Origin of the sequence: Amycolatopsis sp. Hca4 (assembly GCF_013364075.1) — a bacterium.
Taxonomy (GTDB): Bacteria; Actinomycetota; Actinomycetes; order Mycobacteriales; family Pseudonocardiaceae; genus Amycolatopsis.
The window spans coordinates 7,891,915-7,914,919 of the sequence record NZ_CP054925.1; the positions used below are offsets into that span (position 1 = coordinate 7,891,915).

At 72.6% G+C, this 23,005-nt stretch carries 29 protein-coding genes; 16 read left to right on the forward strand and 13 right to left on the reverse strand.

The window, feature by feature from the left end; all coding sequences use genetic code 11:
• Positions 1-2: 2 nt before the first annotated feature.
• Positions 3-479: an Lrp/AsnC family transcriptional regulator gene (locus tag HUT10_RS35850; protein WP_176175236.1), complete on the reverse strand. Its 477-nt coding sequence runs from the start codon at positions 477-479 to the stop codon at positions 3-5.
• Positions 480-537: 58 nt separating this feature from the next.
• Between HUT10_RS35850 and HUT10_RS35855 the strand changes: the two genes are divergently transcribed.
• A complete protein-coding gene (locus HUT10_RS35855; RefSeq protein ID WP_176175237.1) occupies positions 538-1,656 on the forward strand; it encodes a PLP-dependent aspartate aminotransferase family protein in 1,119 nt (372 codons plus the stop codon).
• Between the two features lie 6 nt (positions 1,657-1,662).
• Here the strand turns inward: HUT10_RS35855 and HUT10_RS35860 are convergent, their stop codons facing one another.
• Positions 1,663-1,875 (reverse strand): zinc ribbon domain-containing protein, encoded by a 213-nt coding sequence (locus HUT10_RS35860; RefSeq protein WP_176175238.1) that lies wholly within the window; start codon positions 1,873-1,875, stop codon positions 1,663-1,665.
• Between the two features lie 45 nt (positions 1,876-1,920).
• Here HUT10_RS35860 and HUT10_RS35865 point away from each other — a divergent pair, with 45 nt between their 5' ends.
• The 3 genes from HUT10_RS35865 to HUT10_RS35875 all read left to right on the forward strand — a co-directional run bounded on the left by HUT10_RS35865 (position 1,921) and on the right by HUT10_RS35875 (position 4,731).
• Positions 1,921-3,045, forward strand: coding sequence for an alkaline phosphatase family protein (locus HUT10_RS35865; protein ID WP_176175239.1), 1,125 nt, complete (start codon positions 1,921-1,923; stop codon positions 3,043-3,045).
• Positions 3,046-3,112: 67 nt separating this feature from the next.
• The gene (locus HUT10_RS35870) at positions 3,113-4,213 is read left to right on the forward strand and encodes an NAD/NADP-dependent octopine/nopaline dehydrogenase family protein (protein ID WP_176175240.1); all 1,101 of its coding nucleotides are present in this window, start codon (positions 3,113-3,115) and stop codon (positions 4,211-4,213) included.
• A 212-nt stretch (positions 4,214-4,425) separates the two neighbouring features.
• Positions 4,426-4,731, forward strand: a complete 306-nt coding sequence (locus HUT10_RS35875) for a hypothetical protein (protein WP_176175241.1) — start codon at positions 4,426-4,428, stop codon at positions 4,729-4,731.
• Positions 4,732-4,798: 67 nt separating this feature from the next.
• Here HUT10_RS35875 and HUT10_RS35880 read toward each other — a convergent pair whose 3' ends face one another.
• The gene (locus tag HUT10_RS35880; protein WP_176175242.1) at positions 4,799-5,338 is read right to left on the reverse strand and encodes a GNAT family N-acetyltransferase; all 540 of its coding nucleotides are present in this window, start codon (positions 5,336-5,338) and stop codon (positions 4,799-4,801) included.
• Between HUT10_RS35880 and HUT10_RS35885 the strand changes: the two genes are divergently transcribed.
• On the forward strand, positions 5,337-6,098 hold the full coding sequence (locus HUT10_RS35885; protein WP_176175243.1) for an alpha/beta fold hydrolase: 762 nt from the start codon (positions 5,337-5,339) through the stop codon (positions 6,096-6,098). The genes HUT10_RS35880 and HUT10_RS35885 overlap by 2 nt on opposite strands.
• On the opposite strand, the gene HUT10_RS35890 is transcribed toward HUT10_RS35885, so the two are convergent.
• On the reverse strand, positions 6,086-6,901 hold the full coding sequence (locus tag HUT10_RS35890) for a phosphotransferase (protein WP_176175244.1): 816 nt from the start codon (positions 6,899-6,901) through the stop codon (positions 6,086-6,088). The genes HUT10_RS35885 and HUT10_RS35890 overlap by 13 nt on opposite strands.
• Positions 6,902-7,036: 135 nt before the next feature.
• On the opposite strand from HUT10_RS35890, the gene ctaD reads away from it, so the two are divergent.
• From ctaD to HUT10_RS35910, 4 genes are all read left to right on the forward strand, one after another.
• Positions 7,037-8,824, forward strand: coding sequence for a cytochrome c oxidase subunit I (gene ctaD / locus HUT10_RS35895; RefSeq protein ID WP_176175245.1), 1,788 nt, complete (start codon positions 7,037-7,039; stop codon positions 8,822-8,824).
• A gap of 115 nt (positions 8,825-8,939) precedes the next feature.
• Positions 8,940-10,169: a phosphoserine phosphatase SerB gene (serB, locus tag HUT10_RS35900; RefSeq protein WP_176175246.1), complete on the forward strand. Its 1,230-nt coding sequence runs from the start codon at positions 8,940-8,942 to the stop codon at positions 10,167-10,169.
• On the forward strand, positions 10,166-10,945 hold the full coding sequence (locus HUT10_RS35905) for a peptidyl-tRNA hydrolase (protein WP_176175247.1): 780 nt from the start codon (positions 10,166-10,168) through the stop codon (positions 10,943-10,945). Before serB ends, HUT10_RS35905 begins: the two co-directional genes overlap by 4 nt.
• Positions 10,946-10,961: 16 nt before the next feature.
• Positions 10,962-11,363, forward strand: coding sequence for an OsmC family protein (locus tag HUT10_RS35910; protein ID WP_176175248.1), 402 nt, complete (start codon positions 10,962-10,964; stop codon positions 11,361-11,363).
• Here the strand turns inward: HUT10_RS35910 and HUT10_RS35915 are convergent.
• The 4 genes from HUT10_RS35915 to HUT10_RS35930 all read right to left on the reverse strand — a co-directional run bounded on the left by HUT10_RS35915 (position 11,323) and on the right by HUT10_RS35930 (position 14,743).
• Positions 11,323-11,571 carry a hypothetical protein gene (locus HUT10_RS35915; RefSeq protein ID WP_176175249.1) on the reverse strand — a complete coding sequence of 83 codons (249 nt, stop codon included), beginning with the start codon at positions 11,569-11,571 and terminating at the stop codon, positions 11,323-11,325. The two genes, HUT10_RS35910 and HUT10_RS35915, sit on opposite strands and share 41 nt — an antisense overlap.
• A 34-nt stretch (positions 11,572-11,605) precedes the next feature.
• Positions 11,606-11,947, reverse strand: coding sequence for a hypothetical protein (locus HUT10_RS35920; protein ID WP_176175250.1), 342 nt, complete (start codon positions 11,945-11,947; stop codon positions 11,606-11,608).
• 58 nt (positions 11,948-12,005) lie between these two features.
• A complete protein-coding gene (locus tag HUT10_RS35925; protein ID WP_176175251.1) occupies positions 12,006-14,054 on the reverse strand; it encodes an ATP-dependent DNA helicase in 2,049 nt (682 codons plus the stop codon).
• Between the two features lie 101 nt (positions 14,055-14,155).
• A complete protein-coding gene (locus HUT10_RS35930; protein ID WP_176175252.1) occupies positions 14,156-14,743 on the reverse strand; it encodes a biotin transporter BioY in 588 nt (195 codons plus the stop codon).
• A gap of 211 nt (positions 14,744-14,954) precedes the next feature.
• Between HUT10_RS35930 and HUT10_RS35935 the strand changes: the two genes are divergently transcribed.
• A complete protein-coding gene (locus HUT10_RS35935) occupies positions 14,955-15,572 on the forward strand; it encodes a choice-of-anchor P family protein (protein WP_176178193.1) in 618 nt (205 codons plus the stop codon).
• Position 15,573: 1 nt separating this feature from the next.
• On the opposite strand, the gene HUT10_RS35940 is transcribed toward HUT10_RS35935, so the two are convergent.
• From HUT10_RS35940 to HUT10_RS35950, 3 genes are read right to left on the reverse strand one after another with little or no spacing between them, the layout of a single operon-like run.
• Positions 15,574-16,218, reverse strand: coding sequence for a bifunctional 4-hydroxy-2-oxoglutarate aldolase/2-dehydro-3-deoxy-phosphogluconate aldolase (locus tag HUT10_RS35940; RefSeq protein WP_176175253.1), 645 nt, complete (start codon positions 16,216-16,218; stop codon positions 15,574-15,576).
• Positions 16,215-16,793 carry an isochorismatase family protein gene (locus tag HUT10_RS35945; RefSeq protein WP_176175254.1) on the reverse strand — a complete coding sequence of 193 codons (579 nt, stop codon included), beginning with the start codon at positions 16,791-16,793 and terminating at the stop codon, positions 16,215-16,217. The genes HUT10_RS35940 and HUT10_RS35945 overlap by 4 nt, the downstream gene beginning before the upstream one ends.
• Positions 16,794-16,824: 31 nt before the next feature.
• The gene (locus HUT10_RS35950; protein ID WP_176175255.1) at positions 16,825-18,126 is read right to left on the reverse strand and encodes a nicotinate phosphoribosyltransferase; all 1,302 of its coding nucleotides are present in this window, start codon (positions 18,124-18,126) and stop codon (positions 16,825-16,827) included.
• A gap of 74 nt (positions 18,127-18,200) precedes the next feature.
• On the opposite strand from HUT10_RS35950, the gene clpS reads away from it, so the two are divergent.
• Genes clpS through HUT10_RS35965 form a run of 3 tightly spaced genes read left to right on the forward strand, consistent with a single transcriptional unit; the run spans position 18,201 to position 20,016 of the window.
• Complete coding sequence (gene clpS / locus HUT10_RS35955) at positions 18,201-18,500, forward strand: ATP-dependent Clp protease adapter ClpS (protein WP_004560461.1); 300 nt, start codon at positions 18,201-18,203, stop codon at positions 18,498-18,500.
• Positions 18,497-19,054 carry a DUF2017 domain-containing protein gene (locus HUT10_RS35960; protein ID WP_176175256.1) on the forward strand — a complete coding sequence of 186 codons (558 nt, stop codon included), beginning with the start codon at positions 18,497-18,499 and terminating at the stop codon, positions 19,052-19,054. The genes clpS and HUT10_RS35960 overlap by 4 nt, the downstream gene beginning before the upstream one ends.
• Positions 19,051-20,016 carry a P1 family peptidase gene (locus HUT10_RS35965; protein ID WP_176175257.1) on the forward strand — a complete coding sequence of 322 codons (966 nt, stop codon included), beginning with the start codon at positions 19,051-19,053 and terminating at the stop codon, positions 20,014-20,016. The genes HUT10_RS35960 and HUT10_RS35965 overlap by 4 nt, the downstream gene beginning before the upstream one ends.
• 12 nt (positions 20,017-20,028) lie before the next feature.
• On the opposite strand, the gene HUT10_RS35970 is transcribed toward HUT10_RS35965, so the two are convergent.
• Positions 20,029-20,406, reverse strand: coding sequence for a hypothetical protein (locus tag HUT10_RS35970; protein ID WP_176175258.1), 378 nt, complete (start codon positions 20,404-20,406; stop codon positions 20,029-20,031).
• Positions 20,407-20,477: 71 nt separating this feature from the next.
• On the opposite strand from HUT10_RS35970, the gene HUT10_RS35975 reads away from it, so the two are divergent.
• The 3 genes from HUT10_RS35975 (at position 20,478) to HUT10_RS35985 (ending at position 22,176) form a co-directional block, all read left to right on the forward strand.
• Positions 20,478-20,885 (forward strand): Mov34/MPN/PAD-1 family protein, encoded by a 408-nt coding sequence (locus tag HUT10_RS35975; protein ID WP_176175259.1) that lies wholly within the window; start codon positions 20,478-20,480, stop codon positions 20,883-20,885.
• A gap of 64 nt (positions 20,886-20,949) precedes the next feature.
• A complete protein-coding gene (locus tag HUT10_RS35980; protein WP_176175260.1) occupies positions 20,950-21,222 on the forward strand; it encodes a MoaD/ThiS family protein in 273 nt (90 codons plus the stop codon).
• Between the two features lie 3 nt (positions 21,223-21,225).
• Positions 21,226-22,176, forward strand: coding sequence for a PLP-dependent cysteine synthase family protein (locus HUT10_RS35985; RefSeq protein WP_176175261.1), 951 nt, complete (start codon positions 21,226-21,228; stop codon positions 22,174-22,176).
• A 1-nt stretch (position 22,177) separates the two neighbouring features.
• Here the strand turns inward: HUT10_RS35985 and HUT10_RS35990 are convergent, their stop codons facing one another.
• The gene (locus HUT10_RS35990; protein ID WP_176175262.1) at positions 22,178-22,999 is read right to left on the reverse strand and encodes an MBL fold metallo-hydrolase; all 822 of its coding nucleotides are present in this window, start codon (positions 22,997-22,999) and stop codon (positions 22,178-22,180) included.
• Between the last annotated feature and the right edge of the window lie 6 nt (positions 23,000-23,005).

Consider the following 23,005-nt stretch of genomic DNA (forward strand, 5'->3'; position numbering starts at 1 on the left):
GTTCACGTTCCCGGCGGCAGCAGCGGGCCGCCGCTCCAGTGCTGGAACACCAGGTTCGTGTGGACGCGGGCGACCTCGTCCCGCGCGGTCAGCTCGTCGAGGACCAGCCGCTGCAGCTCGCCGGCGGAGCTGGTGGCGACGTGCGCGAGGAAGTCGTCCGGCCCGGTCAGGTGGTAGACCGCGCGCACCTCCGGCAGCGAAAGCAGGTGCTCGATGAACGGGTCCACCAGCGGCCGCCGGTGCGGCCGGACCTGGACGAACAGGAAAGCCTCCAGCGGCCGCCCGAGCTTCGCCGCGTCGACCGACGCGTGCTGCCCGGTGATCACGCCGGTTTCCCGCAGCCGGGCGACGCGGTCCAGGCAGGTCGACGGCGCGATGCCGACCGCGGCCGCCAGGTCCTTGTTGGTGATCCGGGCATCGTTCTGCAGCAGGCGCAGGATTTCGAGATCAACCGGACTGAGTTCGACGGAAGCGGACATCGCCGAATCATATCCGAGAGTGTTGCTCCCGATCCGGGGAAAGCTCGACCATGCTGGCATGACCTCCTCGCTGCGCACGCGAGCCGTCCACGCCGGCCGTGACGATCTCACGGACCTCGGCCTGCACGCCGCTCCGCTCGACCTGTCCACGACCTACCCGTCCCGCGACAGTGCCGCCGAAGCCGCCCGGATCGACGCCTTCGCCGCCGGCGCCGAGCTCGACGGCCCGCCGATCTACGGCCGGGTGGGCAACCCGACCGTCGAACGGTTCGAGCGGGCGCTCGCCGAGCTCGAAGGCTTCGAGCACGGCGTCGCATTCGCCAGCGGCATGGCCGCCGTCTCGGCCTGCCTGCTTTCCGCGGTGGCGCAGGGGAAGCGGCACGTCGTCGCGGTGCGCCCGCTGTACGGCTGCAGCGACCACCTGCTGGAGTCCGGGCTGCTCGGCACCGAGGTCACCTGGGCCGCACCCGACGCCGTCGCCGCCGCGCTGCGGCCGGACACCGGGCTGGTGTTCGTCGAGACGCCGGCGAACCCGACGCTGGCCGAGGCCGACATCGCCGAGCTGGCGCTCGCCTGCGGCGACGTGCCGCTCCTGGTGGACAACACCTTCGCCACCCCGGTGCTCCAGCGCCCCGGCCGCCACGGCGCCCGGATCGTGCTGCACAGCGCGACGAAGTTCCTCGGCGGCCACGGCGACGTGATGGGCGGGATTGTCGCGTGCGACGCGGCGGAAGCCGCCCGGCTGCGGCAGATCCGCTTCGCCACCGGCGGTGTGCTGCACCCGCTCGCCGGATACCTGTTGCTGCGCGGGCTTTCCACGCTGCCGCTGCGCGTCACCGCGGCGTCGGCGACCGCCGCGACGCTGGCCGCCCGGCTCGGCGAGCACCCGGCCGTGACCGCCGTCCACCACCCGCGGATCGGCGGCCCGCTGGTGGCGTTCGAGGTCGACGGCGACCCGCACGCCCTGATCGGGGCCGTCCGGCTGATCACGCCGGCCGTCAGCCTGGGCAGCGTCGACACGCTGATCCAGCACCCGGGCTCGATCAGCCACCGGATCGTGGCCGAGGGCGACCGCCACGACGCCGGGGTGTCCGACCAGCTGATCCGGTTGTCGGCCGGTCTCGAGGACGTCGAGGACCTCTGGGCCGACCTGGAGCAGGCGCTGAAGGCGCTCTGAGCCCGGTCAGCCGCAGCAGCCGCCACCGCAGCAGCCACCGCCACCGCCTGCCGGGGCCGCGGGACCGCCCGCGGCCCCGGTCAGCGCGACCGTGGTGAGCAGCTTGACGGTGTCGGCGTGGCCCTCCGGGCAGGTGGCCGGCGCGCCGGATTCGCTCATCGGGCGCAGGAGCTCGAACGTCTCGGTGCACTCGCGGCAGCGGTAGGCGTAGGTCGGCATGCGGCGATTATCGCCGGAGCCGCCCGGGGATGGGAAGCTGGGCGCGTGCAGCCGCCCTCGCTCGCCGACGTGCCCCACCTCGGCCAGGTCGTCCCGTCCCTGCTCGCCGCGCTCGGCGTACCCGGCTGCGGGAACACGCTCAGCCTGCCGGAGGCCCGCAGCGCCTGCGTGCTGCTCGTCGACGGGCTCGGCTGGGAGCTGCTCGCCGAGCACGCGGCGGACGCCCCGGTGCTGACCGAGCTCGCCCGCGAGCCGCTGCGCGTGGGCTTCCCGTCGACGACCGCCGCCGGGGTGGCCGCGATCGGCACCGGGCTCGCGTCGGGCGAGCACGGGATGGTCGGCTACACCTTCGAGATGCCCGGCGCCGGCGTGCTCAACGCGCTGCGCTGGTGCAGCCACGAAGACGGCAGCGACCTGCGCGGCGCGCTCCCGCCCCGCGAGGTGCAGCCGCTCCCGACGACGTTCGAGCGCGCCGCCGCGGCGGGCGTCGATGCGGCGGTGGTGTCGTCCGCCCAGTTCCGCGACACCGCCTTGACCCTGGCCACCCAGAGCGGCGCGCGGTACGCCGGTGTCCACGCGCTGGGCGACCTCGTCGCGCGGACGTTGTCGGTGCTGGAGGGGCACGCGTTCTGCTACGCCTACCACAGCGACCTCGACCTGCTCGGCCACATCCACGGACCCGGCTCGACGGCGTGGCGGATGCAGCTGCGGCAGATCGACCGGCTCGTCGAGTCCCTTGTGGACGGTCTGCCGCCCGGCGCGCTGCTCGCGGTGGTGGCCGACCACGGGATGGTGACCGTCGACGACAAGCTCGACCTCGAAGACGCCCCGGAGCTGCTGGCCGGCGTCCGGACGTTCGGGGGCGAGGTCCGGGCCCGGCACGTCTACACCGAGCCGGGCGCGGCCGCGGACGTCCTCGCGGCCTGGCGGGAGGTGCTGGGCGAGCGGGCCTGGGTGCGCTCGCGCGAGGAGGCGGTGGCGGAGGGCTGGTTCGGGCACACGGTGAGCGACCGGGTGCTGCCGCGCATCGGCGACGTCGTCGCCGCGGCCCGTGGCGGGTTCGGGATGGTGCGGGAGCTCGCGGAGGCCGTCGAGAGCTCGCTGGTCGGGCAGCACGGGTCGCTCACCGGCGCGGAGCAGCTCGTGCTGCTGGCACTGGCCCAGGGGTAGGCCGGGAACTTTCGCCCGGCTGCCGCCGACCTGTCCACTGCGTACCGGACTGACGGGAGTGGGCGGGATGAGCGTGCTGGACGGGATCGGGGTCGTCGGGGCGGGCGGCGAGGGGCGGGCCGTGGCCGCGTACCTCGCCGCGCGGGACTTGCCCGTGCACCTGTACACCCGGGACCTCGACGCCGTCGGGGAGATCGCGCACCGCCGGGAGATCGTCGCGCGCGGGGTGCTCGACGGGCGCTTCCCGCTCCGGGACGTGACCGCCGACCCGGCCGGGCTGGGTGCGCGGGCCGTGGTCCTGGTCGCCACGGTGACCACGGCCTACCCGGAGGTCGCCGCCCGGCTGGCACCGCACCTGCGCCGGGGACAGGTAGTGGTGCTGTTCTCCGGCAAGCTCTGCGGGAGCGTCGAGTTCGCCTGCGCGCTCGCCGCCGCCGGGGCGCCGGAGGTCGACGTCGTCGAGACCGATGCGCTGTTCGCCGCGCGGCCGTCCGGAACCGACGGCGTCACCGTGCTCGGCGTCAAGGGCTGGAACCTGATCTCCGGGAGCAGCGAGGCCGCCGTCGCCCGGCGGGCCGGGTTGCTGTGCGAGTGGTTCCCGATGCTGGAGGTCGCGCGCAACCCGGTGGAGCGCGGCCTGCACGACTTCGGCGCCGTGGCGCACGTGCCGATCGCGCTGGCCAACCTCGGCACCATCGACCGGGCGGAGGAACTGCTCTTCTACGTCGACGGCGTTTCGGCGCGGACGATCGCCCTGCTCGAACGCACCGAGGCCGAGTTCGCCGCCGTGGCGGACGCGTACGACGCCCGGCTGCTGCCCATGACGGAGGTGCTCGATCGGTACTACGGCTGCCCGGCCACGACGTTGCTCGACGCGTTGCGGACGGTGCGGCCGTACCGGACGATCGCCGCGCCGACCAGCCTCGACCACCGGTTCCTGACCGAGGACATCCGGTCGACGCTGGTGCCGCTGCAGGCGCTGGCGCGGTGCGCCGGGGTCGGGACGCCGGTGGTGGACGCGGCGATCACGATCATGTCCGTGCTCGGCGGGGAGGACTTCCGGCGGACCGGCCGGACCCTGGCTCGGCTCGGGTGGGACGGCCTTGAGCACGGGGCGATCCTGGACCGGCTCGGTGCCGGGGGCCGGGTGGCGGGCCGGGCGGCTTGAGCTTCCTCCGGTGTCTCGGGTGATTCGAGGGGCATCACTCGTGACTGGGGAGGCATCACGTGTGATTGGAGGGGCATCACTCGTGATTGGCGGGTCGACTCGCGTGCTTGGACGGTCGACTCACGTACCGGGACGGTCGGCTTGCGTGCCTGGAGGGTCGGTTTGCGTGCCGGGGCGGTCGGTTGGCGGGGGTGGCGGGTTAACGTTTGGGCGTGCCACGACGCAACCGTCCCGGCCGCCGTTCGGAGGGCGGGCCGCCCGAGCGTGACCTGGGGGCCGCGACCGGGTGGGCGCGGGCCGAGTCCGGGACGGACGGGGACTGGCTCGTGCGGACGGTGCCCGGCAGCCAGGCCACCAAGGTCTACCGCTGCCCCGGCTGCGACCACGAGATCCGGCCGGGGACGCCGCACCTGGTGGTCTGGCCCGCCGACGAGACCGGCTCGGTCGCCGACCGACGGCACTGGCACCGCGCCTGCTGGGAGGCCAGGGCCCGCCGGCGCCCGCATCGCCGCTGGTGACCTGCCTGTTGCGGCCTCGGCTGCCGGTAGGTGTTCGCTCTGGAGTTGTCAAACAACGGCCGGTCCGTCAGAGCCGGTAGTGCCTCGACATCGCGCCCTCGTGCATCTCCTCCGTGTACTCCGTGAAGCCGAGGCGCTCGGCCACCCGCAGCGACGGCTTGTTCGCGATGCTCACGCTCGCCAGCACCGGCACGGACGGCAGCTCGCGGGCGCGCCACTCCAGGACCGCCAGCCCCGCCTCCACCGCGTAGCCCTTGCCCCACGCCGACGGGCGAAAGCGGTAGCCGAGGTTGAGTACCTTCTCGCCGTGGAACTCGCGCAAGCGGACGCCGCACGTGCCGAGCACCTCCGCTCCGCCGCGCTCGAGGACCGCCGGGTAGCCGAAGCCGTGCTCGGCCCAGTGCGCCAGCCACTCCGAGAACATCGCCGACGCGCGCGGGACATCGGGCGGGTCCGGGTGGAAGCGGTTGGTGCGCGGGTCCGTGTGGATGTCGACCATCGCCTGCCGGTCCGCCTCGTGGAGCGGACGCAGCCGGAGCCGGTCGGTTTCGATGTCGGTGAACACATCGGCGACGCTAACGAGGGGGTCCGACAAAATGACGCGCATGACCGAACTGCCGCTGGTCCTGCTCCACGCCTTCCCACTGGATTCCCGCATGTGGAACGCGGTGCGCGAGCCTCTCGCTTCACACCTTCGGGTGATCACCCCCGACCAGCGCGGGCTCGGCCGCTCGCCGCTGCCCGAAACCGGCCGTGAACCGAGCCTGGAAGACGCCGCGCGGGACGTCGTCGCGCTGCTCGACCGGCTGGAGCTCGACCGCGTCGTGCTCGGCGGCTGCTCGATGGGCGGCTACCTCGCCATGGCCGTGCTGCGGCTCGCGCCCGAGCGGGTCGGCGGGCTCGTGCTCATCGACACCAAGGCCACGCCCGACACACCCGAGGCCGCGCAGACGCGGCTGGACGTCGCGGCCCGCGTCGAGCGCGAAGGCATCCGGACCTGGCTCGCCGAGGCCAATCTGCCGAACCTGCTGGCCGCGTCGGCGCGCGAACAGCGTCCCGAACTCGTCGAAACGGTCCGGGAGATCATCGAGTCGCAGCCGCCCGCCGGGATCTCCTGGACCGCACTGGCGCTGCGGACCCGGCCGGACTCGCTGGACCTGCTGCGGGACTCGAAGGTCCCCGCGCTGGTCATCGTCGGCGAAGAGGACCCGATCACCCCGGTCGCGGCGGCGAGCGAGATCGCCGAGGTCATGTCGGGCGCGACGCTCGTCGTGCTGCCGGGCGCCGGCCACCTGACCCCGCTCGAAGACCCGGCCGGCGTGGTCGAGGCGATCCTGTCCTGGTACCCGGCGACTCACGAGAAGTAGTCGGCGAGCGCGGAGCGGGCTTCGGGGAGCCGGTGCGGGAACCGCTGCGCGATCACGAAGCGCCACGCGACGGCGAAGAGTTCTCGCAGCCGCGTGTACGCGCGAAGGGCTTCTTCGGGCACCGAGCCGGGGTAGGCGGCCAGGTACTCCGGGCCGCCTTGGCGCGCCAGGATGCCGAGGTCCCAGGCGAGCGGCCCCAGCCAGGTGTCCTCGAAGTCCAGCCAGCAGGGGCCGGCCGCGGTCGCGATCAGGTTGCCGGGGTGGGCGTCGCCGTGCAGCGGCCGGACCGGGGCGTCCGGCAGCGCGGCTTCGAGCCGGGCGGCCTCCGCGCGCAGGCGGGGGTCGAGGTCCTGCCGGTCGAGGAGTCCTTCGAGCTCGGCCAGCGGGCCGCGGCGGGGCAGCTCGCCGGGGTACTCGAGCAGGGCCGCGTGCAGGTCGGCGAGGGAGCGCGCGACGACGCCGGGTGCGTACCGGTGGCCCGGATCGTGCGGGGTGTGGTGCCAGAGCGTGACCGGCAGCCCGTCCGCGAAATGCGGCCCGGCCGGGGGATCCGTGGTGGGTGAGACGACGAGCACACCACGATCCGTGAGGAACCTCGAGACGGCGACGTCCCGGGCCAGCCAGGCCGACGGCTCCGGGCGCAGCAGGCGGGTCGTGGCGGGCACCCTGGCAACCAGCGGACCCAGCCTCACCAGCACGTTCGACCGCTCGTGGAGCACTTCGGGATCGTGGCGGGGCAGCCCCAGCCGGGTGGTCACGGCACGGGCCGCGCGGACCGCCGCGCGGGTGTAGTCGTCGGCCACGCCCCGATCTTGCCAGCCGGTGCGCGCGACTGTCGGTAGCGAGGGCTACGATCCACCTAAGCCGCCGGATCGGGCCTTCCCGACCCCCGGTGGCGCGACGATGACCACCACAAGGTTTCAGTGTTGGAGGCAGGAGTGACGGCCGTAGCCCCCAAGCCGATCGCGACGCGCCCGTATCCCGCGCGCGAGTCGGTCAAGGGTTCGTACCTGCTGCGGTTGTTCCGCACGACGGACCACAAGCAGATCGGGATCATGTACCTGGTCACGTCGTTCGCCTTCTTCATGGCGGGCGGCGCGATGGCCATGCTGATCCGCACCGAGCTGGCGCGGCCGGGGCAGCAGTTCCTGTCCCAGGAGCAGTACAACCAGCTGTTCACCATGCACGGCACCGTGATGCTGCTGCTGTACGCGACCCCGATCCTCTTCGGCTTCGCGAACTTCGTCCTGCCGCTGCAGATCGGCTCGCCGGACGTCGCCTTCCCGCGGCTGAACGCGTTCTCGTACTGGCTGTACCTCTTCGGCGGCCTGATCGTGATCTCGGGCTTCCTGACCCCGGGTGGCGCCGCCGACTTCGGCTGGTTCGCCTACACCCCGCTGTCGGACGCCATCCACTCGCCGGGCGTCGGCGCGGACCTGTGGATCTCCGGCCTGGTGGTCTCCGGTCTCGGCACCATCCTCGGCGCGGTCAACATGATCACCACCGTGGTCTGCCTGCGCGCGCCGGGCATGACGATGTACCGGATGCCGATCTTCACCTGGAACATCCTGGTCACCAGCATCCTGGTCCTGCTCGCCTTCCCGATCCTGACCGCGGCCCTGATGGGCCTGCTGGCGGACCGGCACCTCGGGGCGCATGTGTTCGACCCCGAAAACGGCGGCGTGATCCTCTGGCAGCACCTGTTCTGGTTCTTCGGCCACCCCGAGGTGTACATCGTCGCGCTGCCGTTCTTCGGCATCGTGTCGGAGATCTTCCCGGTGTTCAGCCGCAAGCCGCTGTTCGGCTATAAGAGCCTGGTCTGGGCGACGCTGGCCATCGCGGCCCTGTCGGTCGCGGTGTGGGCGCACCACATGTACGCCACCGGCGCCGTGCTGCTGCCGTTCTTCTCCTTCATGACGTTCCTGATCGCCGTCCCGACCGGCATCAAGTTCTTCAACTGGATCGGCACGATGTGGAAGGGCCAGCTGTCCTTCGAGACGCCGATGATCTTCTCGATGGGCTTCATCGTCACGTTCCTCTTCGGCGGCCTGACCGGCATCCTGCTGGCCGCGCCGGCGATCGACTTCCACGTGTCGGACAGCTACTTCGTCGTCGCGCACTTCCACTACGTGCTCTACGGCACGATCGTGTTCGCCACCTTCGCCGGCATCTACTTCTGGTTCCCGAAGATCACCGGCCGGATGATGGACGAGAAGCTCGGCAAGTGGCACTTCTGGACCACGTTCATCGGCTTCCACGGCACGTTCCTCGTCCAGCACTGGCTGGGTGCGGAGGGCATGCCGCGGCGGTACGCGGACTACCTGACCAGTGACGGCTTCACCACGCTGAACACGATCTCCACGATCGGCGCGTACATCCTCGGTGCCTCGACGCTGCCGTTCATCTGGAACGTCTTCAAGAGCTACCGGTACGGCGAGATCGTCACGGTGGACGACCCGTGGGGCTACGGCAACTCGCTCGAGTGGGCGACGTCCTGCCCGCCGCCGCGGCACAACTTCACCGAGCTTCCCCGGATCCGCTCCGAGCGGCCCGCGTTCGAGCTGCACTACCCGCACATGATCGAACGCATCCATAACGAAGGCGAGATCGGCTTCTTCGGGAAGCAGAAGGTCAACAGCCACGCGGCGCCGTCGCAGCTGCTCACCGAAGCGGTCATCCCGGGAGACCACTCCAAGGACAACGCGAGCGAGCAAGGCGACAAGTAACACCTGAACGAGTGAGCGCGTGTCCGGCTTATGTGAAGCCGGGCACGCGCTCTACTTATGTCCGACCCCGGACCGGCAGACTGGTCGTGCAGCGTTGCCGAGCGAGGGATGACCAGTGACCCAGACCCCCGTCCTGATCACGACGACCGGCCCCGACAAGCCGGGTGTCTCGTCCGTGCTGTTCGCCGTGCTGACCCGGCACGACGTCGACGTGCTCGACGTCGAGCAGGTGGTCATCCGCGGGCAGCTCGTGCTCGGGGTGCTCGCCGGGGTCTACCGCGACCCGGAGGGCCTGCAGGAGTCGGTCGAGCAGGCGATGGCGTCCGTCGGCATGCAGGTCGACGTGAAGATCGGCAGCGCGATCGGTGACGACCCGTTCGCGCTCGGCCGCCGCGACTCCTCGCACGTGCTGGTCATCCTCGGCCGCCCGGTCACCGCGCGCGGCTTCTCGGAGGTCGCGCGCCGGCTGGCCGCGCTGGGCGCCAACATCGACTCGATCCGCAGCGTCGCCGACTACCCGGTGACGGGGCTGGAGCTGTACGTCTCGGTCCACGAGGACAGCGTCGACGCCGACGCCGCGTTGCGCTCCCAGCTCGCGGACGCCGCCGTCGAGGCGGGCGTCGACATCGCCGTGGAGCGGGCGGGCATCATGCGGCGGGCCAAGCGGCTCGTCGTGTTCGACGTGGACTCGACCCTCATCCAGGGCGAGGTCATCGAGATGCTGGGCGCGCACGCCGGCGTCGAGCCGGAGATCCGCGAGATCACCGAAGCGGCCATGCGGGGCGAACTGAACTTCACCGAGTCGCTGGAACGGCGGGTCGCGCTGCTGGCCGGCCTGCCGGCGTCGGCGATCGAGCAGGTCGCCGCGTCCCTCGAGCTGACCCCGGGCGCGCGCACCACGATCCGGACCCTCAAGCGGATGGGCTTCCGCACCGGCGTCGTCTCGGGCGGCTTCACACAGGTCATCGCGGGTCTGGCCGAAGAGCTGGGACTCGACTTCGCCGTGGCGAACGAGCTCGAGATCGTCGACGGCGAGCTCACCGGGAAGGTCGTCGGCGAAGTCGTCGACCGCGCGGGAAAGGCGAAGGTGCTTCGCCGCTTCGCCGCCGAGTACGACATCCCGCTCGAGCAGTGCGTCGCCGTCGGGGACGGTGCCAACGACATCGACATGCTCTCGGCCGCGGGCATGGGTGTCGCGTTCAACGCGAAGCCCGCGCTGCGCGAGGTGGCCGACACCGCGCTGTCGCACCCGTACCTCGACGCCGTGCTGTTCATGCTCGGCCTCACCCGCGGCGAGGTCGAAGCGGCCGACGCCGCCGACGGACTCGAGCTGATGCGTCCGTGAGCAGCGTTCTCGACCCCCTGGGTGCCCGCTACGCCTTCTGGCTGGGGCTGCCGGCCGAAGACACTTCCGACACCTCCGACGAGCTGCCGGAGGAAGTCCGGGCCATGCCGGTCATCCTCCGCATCGAACGGGCCGAGCCGCCGGGCCGCACCCCGCTGCTGGAGGCGGCGGCCGCCGCGGCGCTGGCGGTGTGCCTCGACGAGCGTTCGCAGCCCGGCGGCGAATGGTCCGAGCCGATGCAGGCCTGGCTCGACAACCGGATCCGGAAGGTCGCGCGGCGGGCGCGGGGCGCGCACTGGGCGGCCGTGCAGGAGCTGCCGGGCATCACGGTCGAGGTCGACGGCGCCGAGGCCCGGGCCCTCGTGCCGGGGCTGGTCACCGAGACGCCCAAGGAGGTCGCGCGGCTGCAGATCTCCGGCAGCGAGCTGCCGCCGGACGAGCCGGGCCCGGTCCCGGACGGCGTCCCGCTGCTGCTGCTCAACCCGCACGTCCCGATGACCGTCGGCAAGGGTGCCGCCCAGGTCGGGCACGCGACGATGATCCTCGCCGCGCTGCTGGACGACGCGGAGCGGGCCGCCTGGGCCGAGCAGGGCTTCCGCGTCGCCGTGCGCACGGCGACCCCGGTGCAGTGGAAGGAACTGCACCCGGGCGACGACCCGGAGGGCGCGTGGCGGCGCGACCGCGTCGTCGCCGTGCGGGACGCCGGGTTCACCGAGGTCGACCCGGGCACGATCACGGTTCTCGCCCAGTGGGCGCCGGAACAAGCGGTTTCCTGACCGGGTTGGAGCGGACATGACACTGGAAGTGGAACGCACGGGCGAGCACGCGTTCGTCGGGCGCAACGAGCGTGGCGCGGAGGTCCGGCTGGGCCGCAAGGGCGCCGAAGGGGCGTTTTCGCCCGCCGAGCTGCTGCAGATCGCGGCGGCGGGCTGCAGCGCGGTGACGGCGGAGGAGCTGATCGTCCGGCGGATCGGCGAAGAGGCGAAGTTCCGGGTGGCCGTGACCGCGGACCGGCGTGAAGGCGCGGCGGAGCTGGACGCCGTGCACGTCGCTTTCGATGTCGACGTGTCGACATTGGCGGCGGATCAGCGGGAAGCGCTCGCCGGGGCCGTGGATCGCGCCATCGAACGGCTCTGCACGGTGAGCCGGACGCTCAAGAAGGGGATCCCGGTGACGGAGGAGTTTCCGGCGTAGGGTCCGGCGCGACGGGGATCAGCTCGTCCCACTTCTCGGCGAGCTCCTGCCGGTGGCGCTGGTCGAGAAACGGCACGACGGCGAGGCATGACCGGCAGACCCGGGCCCGGCCGACCAGGAAGATCGGCCGGGCCTCGAGGAATCCCGGCCGCTTGAACAGGAGCCGCAGCGAACCGGACGACGAGTCGAAGTCGGCGAGCGGGCTCAAGGTGTTCTCGGAACCGCAGACCGGGCAGCGCACGTCAGTTCTGGCCGGATTCCCAGACGACGTACGCCTGGTCGGCGTCGGTCGTCATGGCCTCGATGAACTTCTCGTTGTCGAAGCCCGGCAGCGCCTGCAGGCGCTCGATCAGCGCGTCCGCCGCCGGGTCGCCGCTCGGGACCGCGGTGCCCTTGCCGTCGGTGCCCACCAGCATGAAGAAGACGTCTTCGTTCCACGGGCCGTCGGGGATGACCCGCACCATCACCGATGACAGGTCGGACCACGTGACGGCTTCTTCGCTGCCGTCCGCGAGCCGCCGCCGCACGCCGGTGTCGTCGACGCTGACGGTCCGGGACTGGGCGCTGGACGAATCCTGGGTCAACCGGTGCTCCCTTGTTGCTTCGGTTGCTTCACCGTACCGGGCGATGCTGTGGACCGCGTCACGCGGGCGCGGCAGCGTCCAGCCTGCGCAGCGCCTCCCGCACCACCTTCGGGTCCATCGTGGGCCAGAACGGCGGCAGGGACGCACGCAGGAAGCCGCCGTAGCGCGCGTTCGCCAGCCGCGAATCCAGCACCGCCACCACCCCGCGGTCACTCACCGCGCGGTGCAGCCGCCCGGTGCCCTGCGCCAGCAGCAGGGCCGCGTGCGTGGCCGCCACGGTGAGGAACCCGTTGCCGCCGCGGGCTTCCACCGCGCGCTGCCGCGCCGAGGACACCGGGTCGTCCGGGCGCGGGAACGGGATCCGGTCGACCACCACCAGCTGCAGCGACGGGCCCGGCACGTCCACGCCCTGCCACAGGCTCAGCGTGCCGAACAGGCACGTGCGGACGTCCTCGGAGAACTTCTGGACCAGCAGCGACGTCGCGTCGTCGCCCTGGCACAGGATCGGGAAGTCCAGCCGCTCGCGCATCTCCTCGGTGGCCTGCTTGGCCGCCCGCATCGAGGAGAACAGCCCGAGCGTGCGCCCGCCCGCCGCCTCGATCAGCTCGGCCAGTTCGTCCATTGTGGACGGAGTGAGGCCGTCACGGCCCGGCGGCGGCAGGTGCTTGGCCAGGTACAGGATGCCGTTGCGCCGGTGGTCGAACGGCGAGCCGACGTCCAGGCCGGTCCACTTCGGGCCCGAGTCGTCCGACGGTGCTTCCTTCTCCGTCGCGGCTCCCGGCGCCTGCTCCACCCGGGCCGCGCCCGGCGGCAGGCCCCACTGGCGCGCCATCGTGTCGAACGTGCCGCCCAAGGTCAGCGTCGCCGACGTCAGGATCGTCGTGTGCTGGTTGAACACGCGCTCCCGCAGCAGGCCGGCGACGCCCAGCGGCGCCACCTTCAGCGCCGGCGGCCGCGGGTTCGACGAGTACTTGTCGCCGGAGAGCCAGACGACGTCCCGCTGGTGCGCCTGGTCCTCGTCGAACGCCTCCAGCAGCCGGACCGCGGTGTCGTGCACCTCGTCGAGCAGCGACCGCGCCAGCTTGCGCGCCGTCGCCCCTTCGACGTCCTCCTTGCGGTCGTTGCCCAGCGCGGTGATGCACGCGTGCGCGGCGTCGCGGACCGCCGGGATCGCGCCCTTCAGCGGCCGCGGCAGCTCGTCCATCCGGCCCGCGGGCAGGTCGTCCACGATCAGCGCCAGCCCGTCACCCGCCTCCAGCAGGCGGTCGGCGACGTCGGCGTCGATCAGCTTGCCGCAGCGGCGGGCGGCCGCGGCGCACATCGCGCTGGTCAGCTCGCCGGTGGCGACCGAGGTGACCCGGTCGACCAGGTCGTGAGCCTCGTCGATGATCACCACGTCGTGGTCCGGCAGGACCTGGTAGCCCTGCAGCGCGTCGATCGCCAGCAGCGCGTGGTTGGTCACGATGACGTCGGCACGGCCGGCCTCGGCGCGGGCTTTCTCGGCGAAGCAGTCCGTGCCGATCGGGCAGCGCGAAGCGCCGAGACATTCCTTCGCCGTCACCGAAACCTGGCGCCACGCCTGGTCGGAGACACCGGGGACGAGCTCGTCGCGGTCGCCGGTTTCGGTGTCCGAGGCCCACTCCCGCAGCCGCGTGACCTCCTTGCCCAGCCGGGACACCGCGAACGGGTCGAAGAGCTGGGCGTCCTCCGGCTCGTCCGGCGCGCCGGAATCCAGCCGGTGCAGGCACATGTAGTTGCGCCGCCCCTTGAGGATGGCGAAGGTCGGTTCGCGGCCGAGCGGCTTCTTCAGCGCCTTCGCCAGGCGCGGGAGGTCGCGGTCGACGAGCTGGCGCTGCAGCGCGATCGTCGCCGTGGAGACCACGACGGTGGCTTCTTTCTCGACGGCGTGGCGGATCGCGGGCACGAGGTAGGCCAGTGACTTGCCGGTGCCGGTGCCGGCCTGCACGGCCAGGTGCTCACCGGTGCGGATGGCGCGGCCGACGGCGTCGGCCATCTGGACCTGCCCTGGGCGCTCGGCACCGCCGACGGACTCCACCGCGTGGGTGAGGAGTTCGAGGACGCCGGGGAAATCGGTTCGGGCGGGCACAGCGACACAGTAGCCGCCGCCACCGACAAAGATCGGTGCTCCGTCGCGAACGGGCCACTCGCGTCGCGGGGGCCTCCGGTGGGGGAGGCCCCCGCGGGCGGTCAGTCCTCGGAGCGGCCGGAGACGAGCTTCCAGGTCAGCGGCAGCAGGCCGGCGGCGACGACGATCTTGATCGCGTCCCCGACCAGGAACGGCGTGACGCCCTTGGCGAACGCCGTCGACAGGTCGAACCCGGTCGAGGCCATCAGCCACGGCACGCCGAACGCGTAGATGACCAGGTTGCCGAGCACCATGGTGCCCGCGGTGCGCACCGGCGTCCGGTCGCCGCCGCGGCCGGCCAGCGCGCCGACCAGGGCACCGGCGAACACGAACCCGACGATGTAGCCGGCGCTCGCGCCGGACAGGCCCGCGGTGCCGTGCTGGAACCACGGCACGCCCACCGCGCCGACCAGCAGGTACACCAGCATCGAGGCGGCACCGCGCGACATGCCGAGCGACGCGCCGACGAGCAGCGCGGCGAACGTCTGGCCGGTCATCGGCACCGGGCTGCCCGGCACCGGGATCGTCAGCTGCGCGGCGGCGCCGGTGAGCACGGCACCGCCGGCTACCAGCGCGATGTCCCGCACGAGCGAGCCGGGCACGAGATCGGCCAGCACGGGCCGCTTGCCGGCGAAGGACAGCGAAGACACGAAACCTCCCGAGGTGAACAGGCGACGACCGAGGTTAACGCTCGTTACCGGCCCGTGGGTCCGCCGAGTTGCCTTCCTCACCGGCCACTCGTCCGGGTGGACCCGATCAGGGCGGGCGCCGGACCGGCCGATGACGAAGGGCAGAGTCCGAGATCCGTCACGGGACCGAGGAGGCCGGAGCATGCGGGACGCCGGGAAGAGGACAGGTCGGCTGCTGGCCGTGACGACGCTCGCGGGGTCGCTCCTCGGCGCGGCGGCCCCGGTGACGTCCACCGGATGGGCGTCGTCCGGCTCGGTGGACGTGACCATCGACAACGAGCACATCGTCACCGGTGAGCTGGCGAAATGCACCGTCGACGGCCCCTACCGGGGCCGGACGCAGGGCGGTGCCACCGGGGACGTCGCGACGTTCGGCGCCGGTGACACCGGCTGCGGGCGCTCGGGCGCGGTGTCGATCGCCCAGGCGGCCGGGCGGCGCTTCCGGGCGACCGTGCTCAAGCGCTACGGCGGCCCCGAGCTCAGCGTCCGCACCTTCTCGGCGAAGTGCGCGACCACCGACATCGGCAGCTCCGGCGAGGTGGCGGTCGGCGCGGTCGAGGGCGTCACCGTGCCGTCGGAGATCCCGCCGAACTACCGGATCGTCATCCCCGGCGGCGCCGCCGGCACCGCGCTGGCGACGGTCGTGCTCAACGAGACCGTGACGCCCCAGCCGCCGGACGGCAGCCTGGTGACGCACGCGGTGCACATCAAGCTGTTCCCGCAGGGCGGCCCGGCGAGCGGCGACCTCTACCTGGGCACGGCCGCCTGCGACCCGTTCGGGAAGAAGTAGCTCAGGTCGTCGTGAAGCGGGCCGCGGCCGCGACGAACTCGCCGGCCCGGGTGGCCAGGTCCGGCAGGCTGCCGCCGGAGGTCAGCGCGTCGCCCAGCAACGGCGTCGCCGCGGCGACCGCGATCGCGCCGGCGCGCAGGTAGCCCTCGACGTCGGCCAGGTGGACACCACCGGTCGGCACCAGCGGGACGTCGGGCAGCGGCGCCCGCACCGCGCGCAGGTACGCGACGCCGCCCACGGCCGCCACCGGGAACACCTTGACCGCGGCCGCGCCCAGCCGCCAGGCCTGGTCGATCTCCGTCGGCGTCAGCGCGCCGCAGATCACCGGCGTGTCCAGGGCCGCGGCGCGCTCCAGGACCGCGGGGTTGACCGTCGGCGTGATCAGGTAGCCGGCGCCCGCGTCCACCGCGATGTCCACATCGGACGGCTCGCGGACGCTGCCCGCGCCGACCAGCGCGTCCTCGCCCAGCGCCAGGCGCAGCGCGGTGATGGCCGCGGGTGCGCCCGGCGTGGTCAGCGTCGCTTCGAGCAGGCGGACGCCCGCCGCGTGCAGCACCATCGCCGCGTCGGCGAACCGCGAAGCGTCCGGCGCGCGCAGGATCGCGACGAGCCGGTGTTCCGCCAGCGCCGCCTGCAGGTCCTTCACGCGGCCGGGCCGACGACCGCGGTGCCGGTGTACGCGACGCCCGCCTCGTCGAAGTCCTTCAGCGTCGCGTCGACCGTCGGCTGCGAGCCGCCGACGGTCAGGTCCAGCAGCACCCGCACGCCGAAGCCGGCCTTCGCCGCGTCCAGGGCCGTCGCGCGGACGCAGAAGTCCGTCGCGATGCCGACCACGTCGACGTCGGTCACGTCGTGCTCGCGCAGCCACGCCTCCAGGGACTTCCCGTCGCGGGCCGCCCCCTCGAAGCCGGAGTAGGCGGCGCTGTACTCGCCCTTGGAGAACACCTCGCCGATCGGGACGACGTCGAGCGCGGAGTGGAACGACGCGCCCGCCGTGCCGGCCACGCAGTGCACCGGCCAGCTGTCCTTGAAGTCCGGCGTCTCGCTGAAGTGGGCGCCCGGGTCGATGTGGTTGTCCCTGGTGGCCACGACGTGGCTGTACCCGCCTTCGGCGGCCTGCTTGGAGATGGCGGCGGCCGCGGCGGCCCCGCCCGGCAGGCCGAGCGAACCCCCCTCACAGAAGTCGTTCTGCACGTCCACCACGATCAGCGCGGTACCCATCGGTCGGACTCCCTCTCAGAGACAGCGTCGTTCACAAGAACTGCGTCGGGATTGCGGGCTCGCCGTGCGAGAGCTTGAGGCCCTCCCACGGCAGGCTGACCAGGCCGCGGCGCAGCCGCTGCCTCGCATCGTCGAGCGTAGGCAGGTCCGCCTCCGGGCGGCCAGCGCGGATCAGCGGAATCTGCAGCGGCCGGTCGTTGGCGTCGGCCTCGGGCGCGGGACCGGCGGTCGTCCAGACGACCTCCTCGACCGCCGTGCCGGTGCCGCGGTGGCGCCGCAGCGCGGACTTGCGGCCGCCGCGCGACTCCTTGTGCGCACTGCGCTTGGCCACCGGCTTGCCGTCCACCTCGACCAGCTTGTAGACCATGCCGGCGGTCGGCGCACCGGAGCCGGTGACCACCGAGGTGCCGACGCCGTACGCGTCGACCGGCTCCGCGCGCAGGGCCGCGATGGCGTGCTCGTCCAGGTCGCCGGACACCACGATCCGGGTGTCCTTGGCGCCGAGGGAGTCCAGCTGCTCGCGGGCGCGGCGGGCGAGCGGGCCGACGTCACCGGAGTCGATCCGGATCGCGCCGAGCTCGGGCCCGGCGACGCGGACCGCCGTCTCGATGCCCGCGGTGATGTCGTAGGTGTCGACCAGCAGCGTCGTGTCCGGGCCCATCTTGTCCACCTGGGCGCGGAAGGCCGCCTCTTCGCTGTCGTGCAGCAGCATGAAGGCGTGCGCGACGGTGCCGCGGGTCGGGATGCCGTAGCGGCGCCCGGCTTCCAGGTTGGACGTCGTCGCGAAGCCGGCCAGGTAGGCGGCGCGGGCAGCGGCGACGGCGGCGTACTCGTGCGTGCGGCGGCCGCCCATCTCGATGATCGGGCGGCCGTGCGCGGCGCCGGACATCCGGGCCGCCGCCGACGCGATGGCGCTGTCGTGGTTCAGGATCGACAGGACCAGCGTCTCCAGCAGCACGCACTCGGCGAAGGAGCCGGTGACGGTGAGGATCGGCGAGCCGGGGAAGTACAGCTCGCCCTCGGGGTAGCCGTCGATGTCACCGGAGAACTCGTAGCCGGCCAGCCAGGCCAGCGTCGCGTCGTCGACCACCGCGGTGGCCTCCAGCTGCGCGAGTTCGGCGTCGGTGAAGCGGAAGTCCGCGATCGCGTCGAGCACCCGCGCGGTGCCCGCGACCACGCCGTAGCGGCGACCGTCCGGCAGCCTCCTGGCGAAAACCTCGAACACGCAGGGCCGCGCGTGCGTCCCGTCGGCGAGCGCGCTGCCCAGCATGGTCAGCTCGTAGTGGTCGGTGAGCAGCGCAGTGCTGGCCGTGACCGGCTCCGGTGAACCCATGGGGTAAGCCTATTCACCCACATGGCCGGACCTGGCGCGGCGTACCCCGTCACCCCCGTGACACCATGGGGTGCATGTCCACGCCTGTCGCATCCGAACAGACGCAGGTCGAACCGGCCGGTGCGGAAGTCGCCGAGTCGGACACCCCCTGGCGGACCGTGGTCTGGAACGACCCGGTGAACCTGATGTCGTACGTGACGTACGTGTTCCAGAAGCTGTTCGGTTACAGCCGCGACCACGCCACGAAGCTGATGCTGGACGTGCACCACAAGGGCAAGGCGATCGTGTCGTCCGGCAGCAAGGAGAAGGTGGAGACCGACGTGGCCAAACTCCACGCGGCCGGCCTCTGGGCCACCATGGAGCAGCCCTCGTGAACGGTTGGCGGCGCAAGGGTGCGGTGATCCACGCGGGGTTCGAGCAGCAGGAGGCGGCCGTCCTGCGCGGGCTGGTCAGCCAGCTCGAGGACATGCTGACCGCCCGTGCCGAAGAGGCGCCACAGGACGAGCTCGCCGAGCTCACCGGCATCCGGACCGGGCCGACCGAGTCCCCGGACGACCCGGTGCTCTCGCGGCTGCTCCCGGACTTCCACCGGCTCGACCCGGACAACCCGTCCCGCGAGGACATCGACTCGGTCGCGGCGATGCGGTCGCTGCACGAGCCGGAGCTGCTCGACATCAAGGTCGGCGTGGCCAAGATCGTGCTCGACACGCTGCCCCGCGACGGCGGCCACGTCCGGCTGACCGAGGAGCAGGCCGACGCCTGGCTGGGCGCGCTCAACGACGTCCGGCTGGCGCTGGGCACCGCGCTCGACGTCACCGAGGACATGCCCGACGAGCTGCCCGAGGACGACCCGCGGGCGCCGCACCTCGGCGTCTACCACTGGCTGACCTGGGTGCAGGAGACGCTGATCCAGGCGCTCACGGGATGATCACCGACGTGCCGGGTGTCCTGGTCGGGCACCACGAGCGGATCGGCGACGGCTGGGCCACCGGGACGACGGTGGTGCTCGTGCCCGGGGGCGCGGTCGGCGCGGTGGACCAGCGCGGCGGCGCGCCCGGCACGCGGGAGACGAACCTCCTCGAGCCGGAGAACCTGGTGCAGCGGGTCAACGCGGTGTGCCTCTCGGGCGGGTCGGCGTACGGCCTGGCCGCGGCCGACGGCGTGATGCGGTGGCTCGCGGAGCGCAACCTGGGCTTCCCGGTCGGCGCGCAGCCCCACGAAGTCGTGCCGATCGTGCCGGCGGCGGTGCTGTTCGACCTGCCGCGCAGCGAGTGGGGCAACCGGCCCGACGCCTCCTTCGGCTACGCAGCCTGCGAAGCGGCTTCGGCTTCCTTCGCGCAGGGGACGGTCGGCGCGGGCGCGGGGGCCGCCGTGGGGTCGCTGAAGGGCGGGCTCGGCTCGGCCGGCGAGGTCGTGGACGGGTTCACGGTGGGTGCGCTGGCCGTGGTCAACGCGGCCGGCGAAGCCGTGGACCTCTCGACGGGCCGGGCGTACGCGGCCGACCACGGCGACTTCGGCGTGACGTGGCCTTCGCGGGCCGTCTCGCTCCCGTCGAGGCGGACGGACCTGAACACGACGATCGGCGTGGTCGCGGTGGACGCGGCGCTGTCGAAGGCCGAGGCGCGGCGGATCGCCGTCACGGCGCAGGACGGGCTGGCGCGGGCGGTGCGGCCGGCGCACTCGATGTTCGACGGCGACACGGTGTTCGCCCTGGCCACGGGCGCGCGGGAGCTGCCGGCGGACTTCCCGGGCCGTCCGGCGGTCCTGGACACGCTGTGCGCGGCGGCGGCCCGGGTGTTCGCGCGGGCGATGGTGCACGGCCTGCTGGCCGCGACCACCGCGGGCGGGCTGCCCGCGTACCGGGACGTGTGGCCGGAGGCGTTCGGCTGAGCCGTCCGCGGGTCAGAGGTCCGGCAGCGGGTCCGGCGGCAGGTCGCGGGCCCCTTCGAGGTTCGCCGCGCGGACGGCGCTGACGTACTCCTCGTCGATCTCCAGGTGCAGCCGGGCGAAGGTCAGCACCGGGCCGAGCGAGGGGTGGACCTCGACCGGGCCGATCTCGGTGCGCCGGGGCAGCCGGTCGTAGACCGCCTTGGGCGCGTAGCGGCGGAACCGGCCGCCGTAGAGCACCGTGATCGCGCGGTCGGTGACCACGATGAAGAAGGCCGCGCGGGTGCGGACGCCGTCGACGTAGAGTGAGATGCCGGGGACGAGGTACTGGATCACCTCGCCGTCTTCGAGGAACTCGCGGCAGCGTTCGCGGGCGTGCGCGGGCATCGGCATCCCCCGATTGTCCTCGTGAGCGCAATATCTCATCATCTGGACCGGACCGGTCCACCAACTAAGATGTCGGTGTGCTCCGGATCCGCCGTGACCTCGTCGACGAGATCGTCGCCCACGCCCGTCGTGACCACCCCGACGAGGCGTGCGGGGTGATCGCCGGGCCCGAGGGCTCGGATTCCCCCGAGCGGTTCATCCCGATGCTGAACGCGGCCCGGTCGCCGACGTTCTACGAGTTCGACTCCGGCGACCTGCTCAAGCTCTACCGCGAGATGGCCGCCAACGACGAGGTGCCGGTGGTCATCTACCACTCGCACACCGCGACCGAGGCCTACCCGTCGCGGACCGACGCGAACATCGCGGCCGAGCCGGACGCGCACTACGTGCTCGTCTCCACCCGCGACCCCGAAGTGCACGAGTTCCGCTCGTACCGGATCGTGGACGCCGAGATCACCGAGGAGCCGGTCGAGATCATCGACTGACGACCCGGAACAAACCGCGCGCCGAAGGCGTCTGCGTCTAGGAAACCACCGGAGGTAAGAACCCATGGCCGTGACCGTCTCCATCCCGACGATCCTGCGCACCCACACCGGCGGCGAGAAGTCCGTCGAGGCGAAGGGCGCGACCGTCCTCGAGGTCATCGACGACGTCGAGTCCCGGCACGCCGGCCTGAAGGCGCGCCTGGTCAAGGAGGAGAAGCTGCACCGCTTCATCAACGTCTACGTCAACGACGAGGACGTGCGCTTCGCCGGCGGGCTCGAGGCCGAGGTCAAGGACGGCGACACCCTGACCATCCTCCCCGCCGTGGCCGGTGGCTGATCGATGGCTCGCTTCGAGTCGCTGCTCGACGCGCTCGGCGGCACCCCGCTGGTCGGGCTGCCCCGGCTCTCCCCGACGCACGACGTGCGCCTGTGGGCGAAGCTGGAGGACCGCAACCCGACCGGCTCGATCAAGGACCGGCCCGCGCTGGCCATGATCGAAGCCGCCGAGCGTGAAGGCAAGCTGCGGCGCGGCTCCACGATCCTGGAGCCGACGTCGGGCAACACCGGCATCTCGCTGGCCATGGCCGCCAAGCTCAAGGGCTACGGGCTGGTCTGCGTGATGCCGGAGAACACCTCCACCGAGCGCAAGCAGCTGCTGCAGGCCTACGGCGCCCGGATCGTCTTCTCCCCGGCCGCGGGCGGCTCGAACGAGGCCGTCCGGCGGGCGAAGGAGCTGGCCGAGGCCAACCCGGACTGGGTGATGCTCTACCAGTACGGCAACCCGGCCAACGCCGACGCGCACTACCGCGGCACCGGCCCCGAACTGCTCAAGGACCTGCCGACGCTGACGCACTTCGTCGGTGGTCTCGGCACGACCGGCACGCTGGTCGGCGTCGGGCGGTACCTGCACGAGGCGAAGCCGGACGTCCAGATCATCGCGGCCGAGCCGCGCTACGGCGAGCTGGTGTACGGGCTGCGCAACCTCGACGAGGGGTTCGTGCCGGAGCTGTACGACGCTTCGGTGCTCAACGGCCGGTACTCCGTGGGCGCGTACGACGCGCTGCGGCGCACCCGGGAGCTGCTGGAGCACGAGGGCATCTTCGCGGGCATCTCGACGGGCGCGGTGCTGCACGCGGCGCTGGCGGTGGCCGAGAAGGCCGCGGCCCGCGGCGAGCAGGCGGACGTCGCGTTCGTCGTCGCCGACGCGGGGTGGAAGTACCTCTCCACCGGGGCCTACGCCGGGTCGCTGGACGAGGCGGCCGAACGGCTCGACGGGCAGCTCTGGGCCTGAGCTACTCGAGCCGCCACAGCTCGGGCAGGGCGAGGTCGACGCCGTCGGCCAGCCGCTCGAAGGTGGCCATGGTGGCATCCAGGTCGTCGAACGCCTTCGGCAGGGGCTTGAGCGGCTTGCCCAGCGGCCGCCAGAACGCGTCCCAGTGGATCGGCCGGACGGTCCGCGCGCCGACGGCTCCGGCGGTCTCGCGCCAGTACCGTTCCCGCCACTGCTCGGTCTGCTTCCCCGCCTGCCCGACACCGAGGTAGACGACGTCGGCCCGGAAGCCGGCCAGTGCGCCGGGCACGAAGTTGGCCGACGCGTGGACCAGGACGCTGCCCGCCGGGTGGGCGATGTGGAACGAGTAGCAGCGGCCGGTCCGGAACGCCCTGGTCCTGGCCGGCAGCCGGACCGGCTCGGTGATCTCGCCGGGCACCCGGTCGCCGTCGCTGTGGCGGGCGCCGACCGGGGTCACGGTGAACGCGCCGAACCCGACCGGCCGGCCCGGCACCAGCTCCTCGAACGGCTCGCCGGCCAGCCCGTAGCCCTCCTGGATCCGGCGCGTCGACGCCGACCCGGCCAGCGTGGCGCCGGTCAGCTGCGCGACGACCGGTGCGTCCAGGGCGTGGTCGAGGTGGGAATGCGCGACCAGCACGGCGTCCAGCGCGGTGACCCCGAGGCGCCGCAGGGCTTCCTCGATCCGCCGGCGGTCCGGCGCCACGCGCGTCGCCATCTTCAGCGGTGACGGCCGCGAGAAGAAGCCGTCGACCAGTACGGCCGAAGCGCCGTCGGTGACCAGGACGGTCGACACCCCGGCGAACGCCGTGCGCGGTTCGGGCATGCTGGG

What these genes read in the sequence shown, in the direction of transcription:
- HUT10_RS35850 (WP_176175236.1), bottom strand. Translation starts at nt 479, where the DNA reads ATGTCCGCTTCCGTCGAACTCAGTCCGGTTGATCTCGAAATCCTGCGC.
- HUT10_RS35855 (WP_176175237.1), top strand. Translation starts at nt 538, where the DNA reads ATGACCTCCTCGCTGCGCACGCGAGCCGTCCACGCCGGCCGTGACGAT.
- HUT10_RS35860 (WP_176175238.1), bottom strand. Translation starts at nt 1,875, where the DNA reads ATGCCGACCTACGCCTACCGCTGCCGCGAGTGCACCGAGACGTTCGAG.
- HUT10_RS35870 (WP_176175240.1), top strand. Translation starts at nt 3,113, where the DNA reads ATGAGCGTGCTGGACGGGATCGGGGTCGTCGGGGCGGGCGGCGAGGGG.
- HUT10_RS35885 (WP_176175243.1), top strand. Translation starts at nt 5,337, where the DNA reads ATGACCGAACTGCCGCTGGTCCTGCTCCACGCCTTCCCACTGGATTCC.
- HUT10_RS35880 (WP_176175242.1), bottom strand. Translation starts at nt 5,338, where the DNA reads ATGCGCGTCATTTTGTCGGACCCCCTCGTTAGCGTCGCCGATGTGTTC.
- HUT10_RS35910 (WP_176175248.1), top strand. Translation starts at nt 10,962, where the DNA reads ATGACACTGGAAGTGGAACGCACGGGCGAGCACGCGTTCGTCGGGCGC.
- HUT10_RS35945 (WP_176175254.1), bottom strand. Translation starts at nt 16,793, where the DNA reads ATGGGTACCGCGCTGATCGTGGTGGACGTGCAGAACGACTTCTGTGAG.
- HUT10_RS35950 (WP_176175255.1), bottom strand. Translation starts at nt 18,126, where the DNA reads ATGGGTTCACCGGAGCCGGTCACGGCCAGCACTGCGCTGCTCACCGAC.
- clpS (WP_004560461.1), top strand. Translation starts at nt 18,201, where the DNA reads ATGTCCACGCCTGTCGCATCCGAACAGACGCAGGTCGAACCGGCCGGT.
- HUT10_RS35965 (WP_176175257.1), top strand. Translation starts at nt 19,051, where the DNA reads ATGATCACCGACGTGCCGGGTGTCCTGGTCGGGCACCACGAGCGGATC.
- HUT10_RS35970 (WP_176175258.1), bottom strand. Translation starts at nt 20,406, where the DNA reads ATGCCGATGCCCGCGCACGCCCGCGAACGCTGCCGCGAGTTCCTCGAA.
- HUT10_RS35980 (WP_176175260.1), top strand. Translation starts at nt 20,950, where the DNA reads ATGGCCGTGACCGTCTCCATCCCGACGATCCTGCGCACCCACACCGGC.
- HUT10_RS35985 (WP_176175261.1), top strand. Translation starts at nt 21,226, where the DNA reads ATGGCTCGCTTCGAGTCGCTGCTCGACGCGCTCGGCGGCACCCCGCTG.
- HUT10_RS35990 (WP_176175262.1), bottom strand. Translation starts at nt 22,999, where the DNA reads ATGCCCGAACCGCGCACGGCGTTCGCCGGGGTGTCGACCGTCCTGGTC.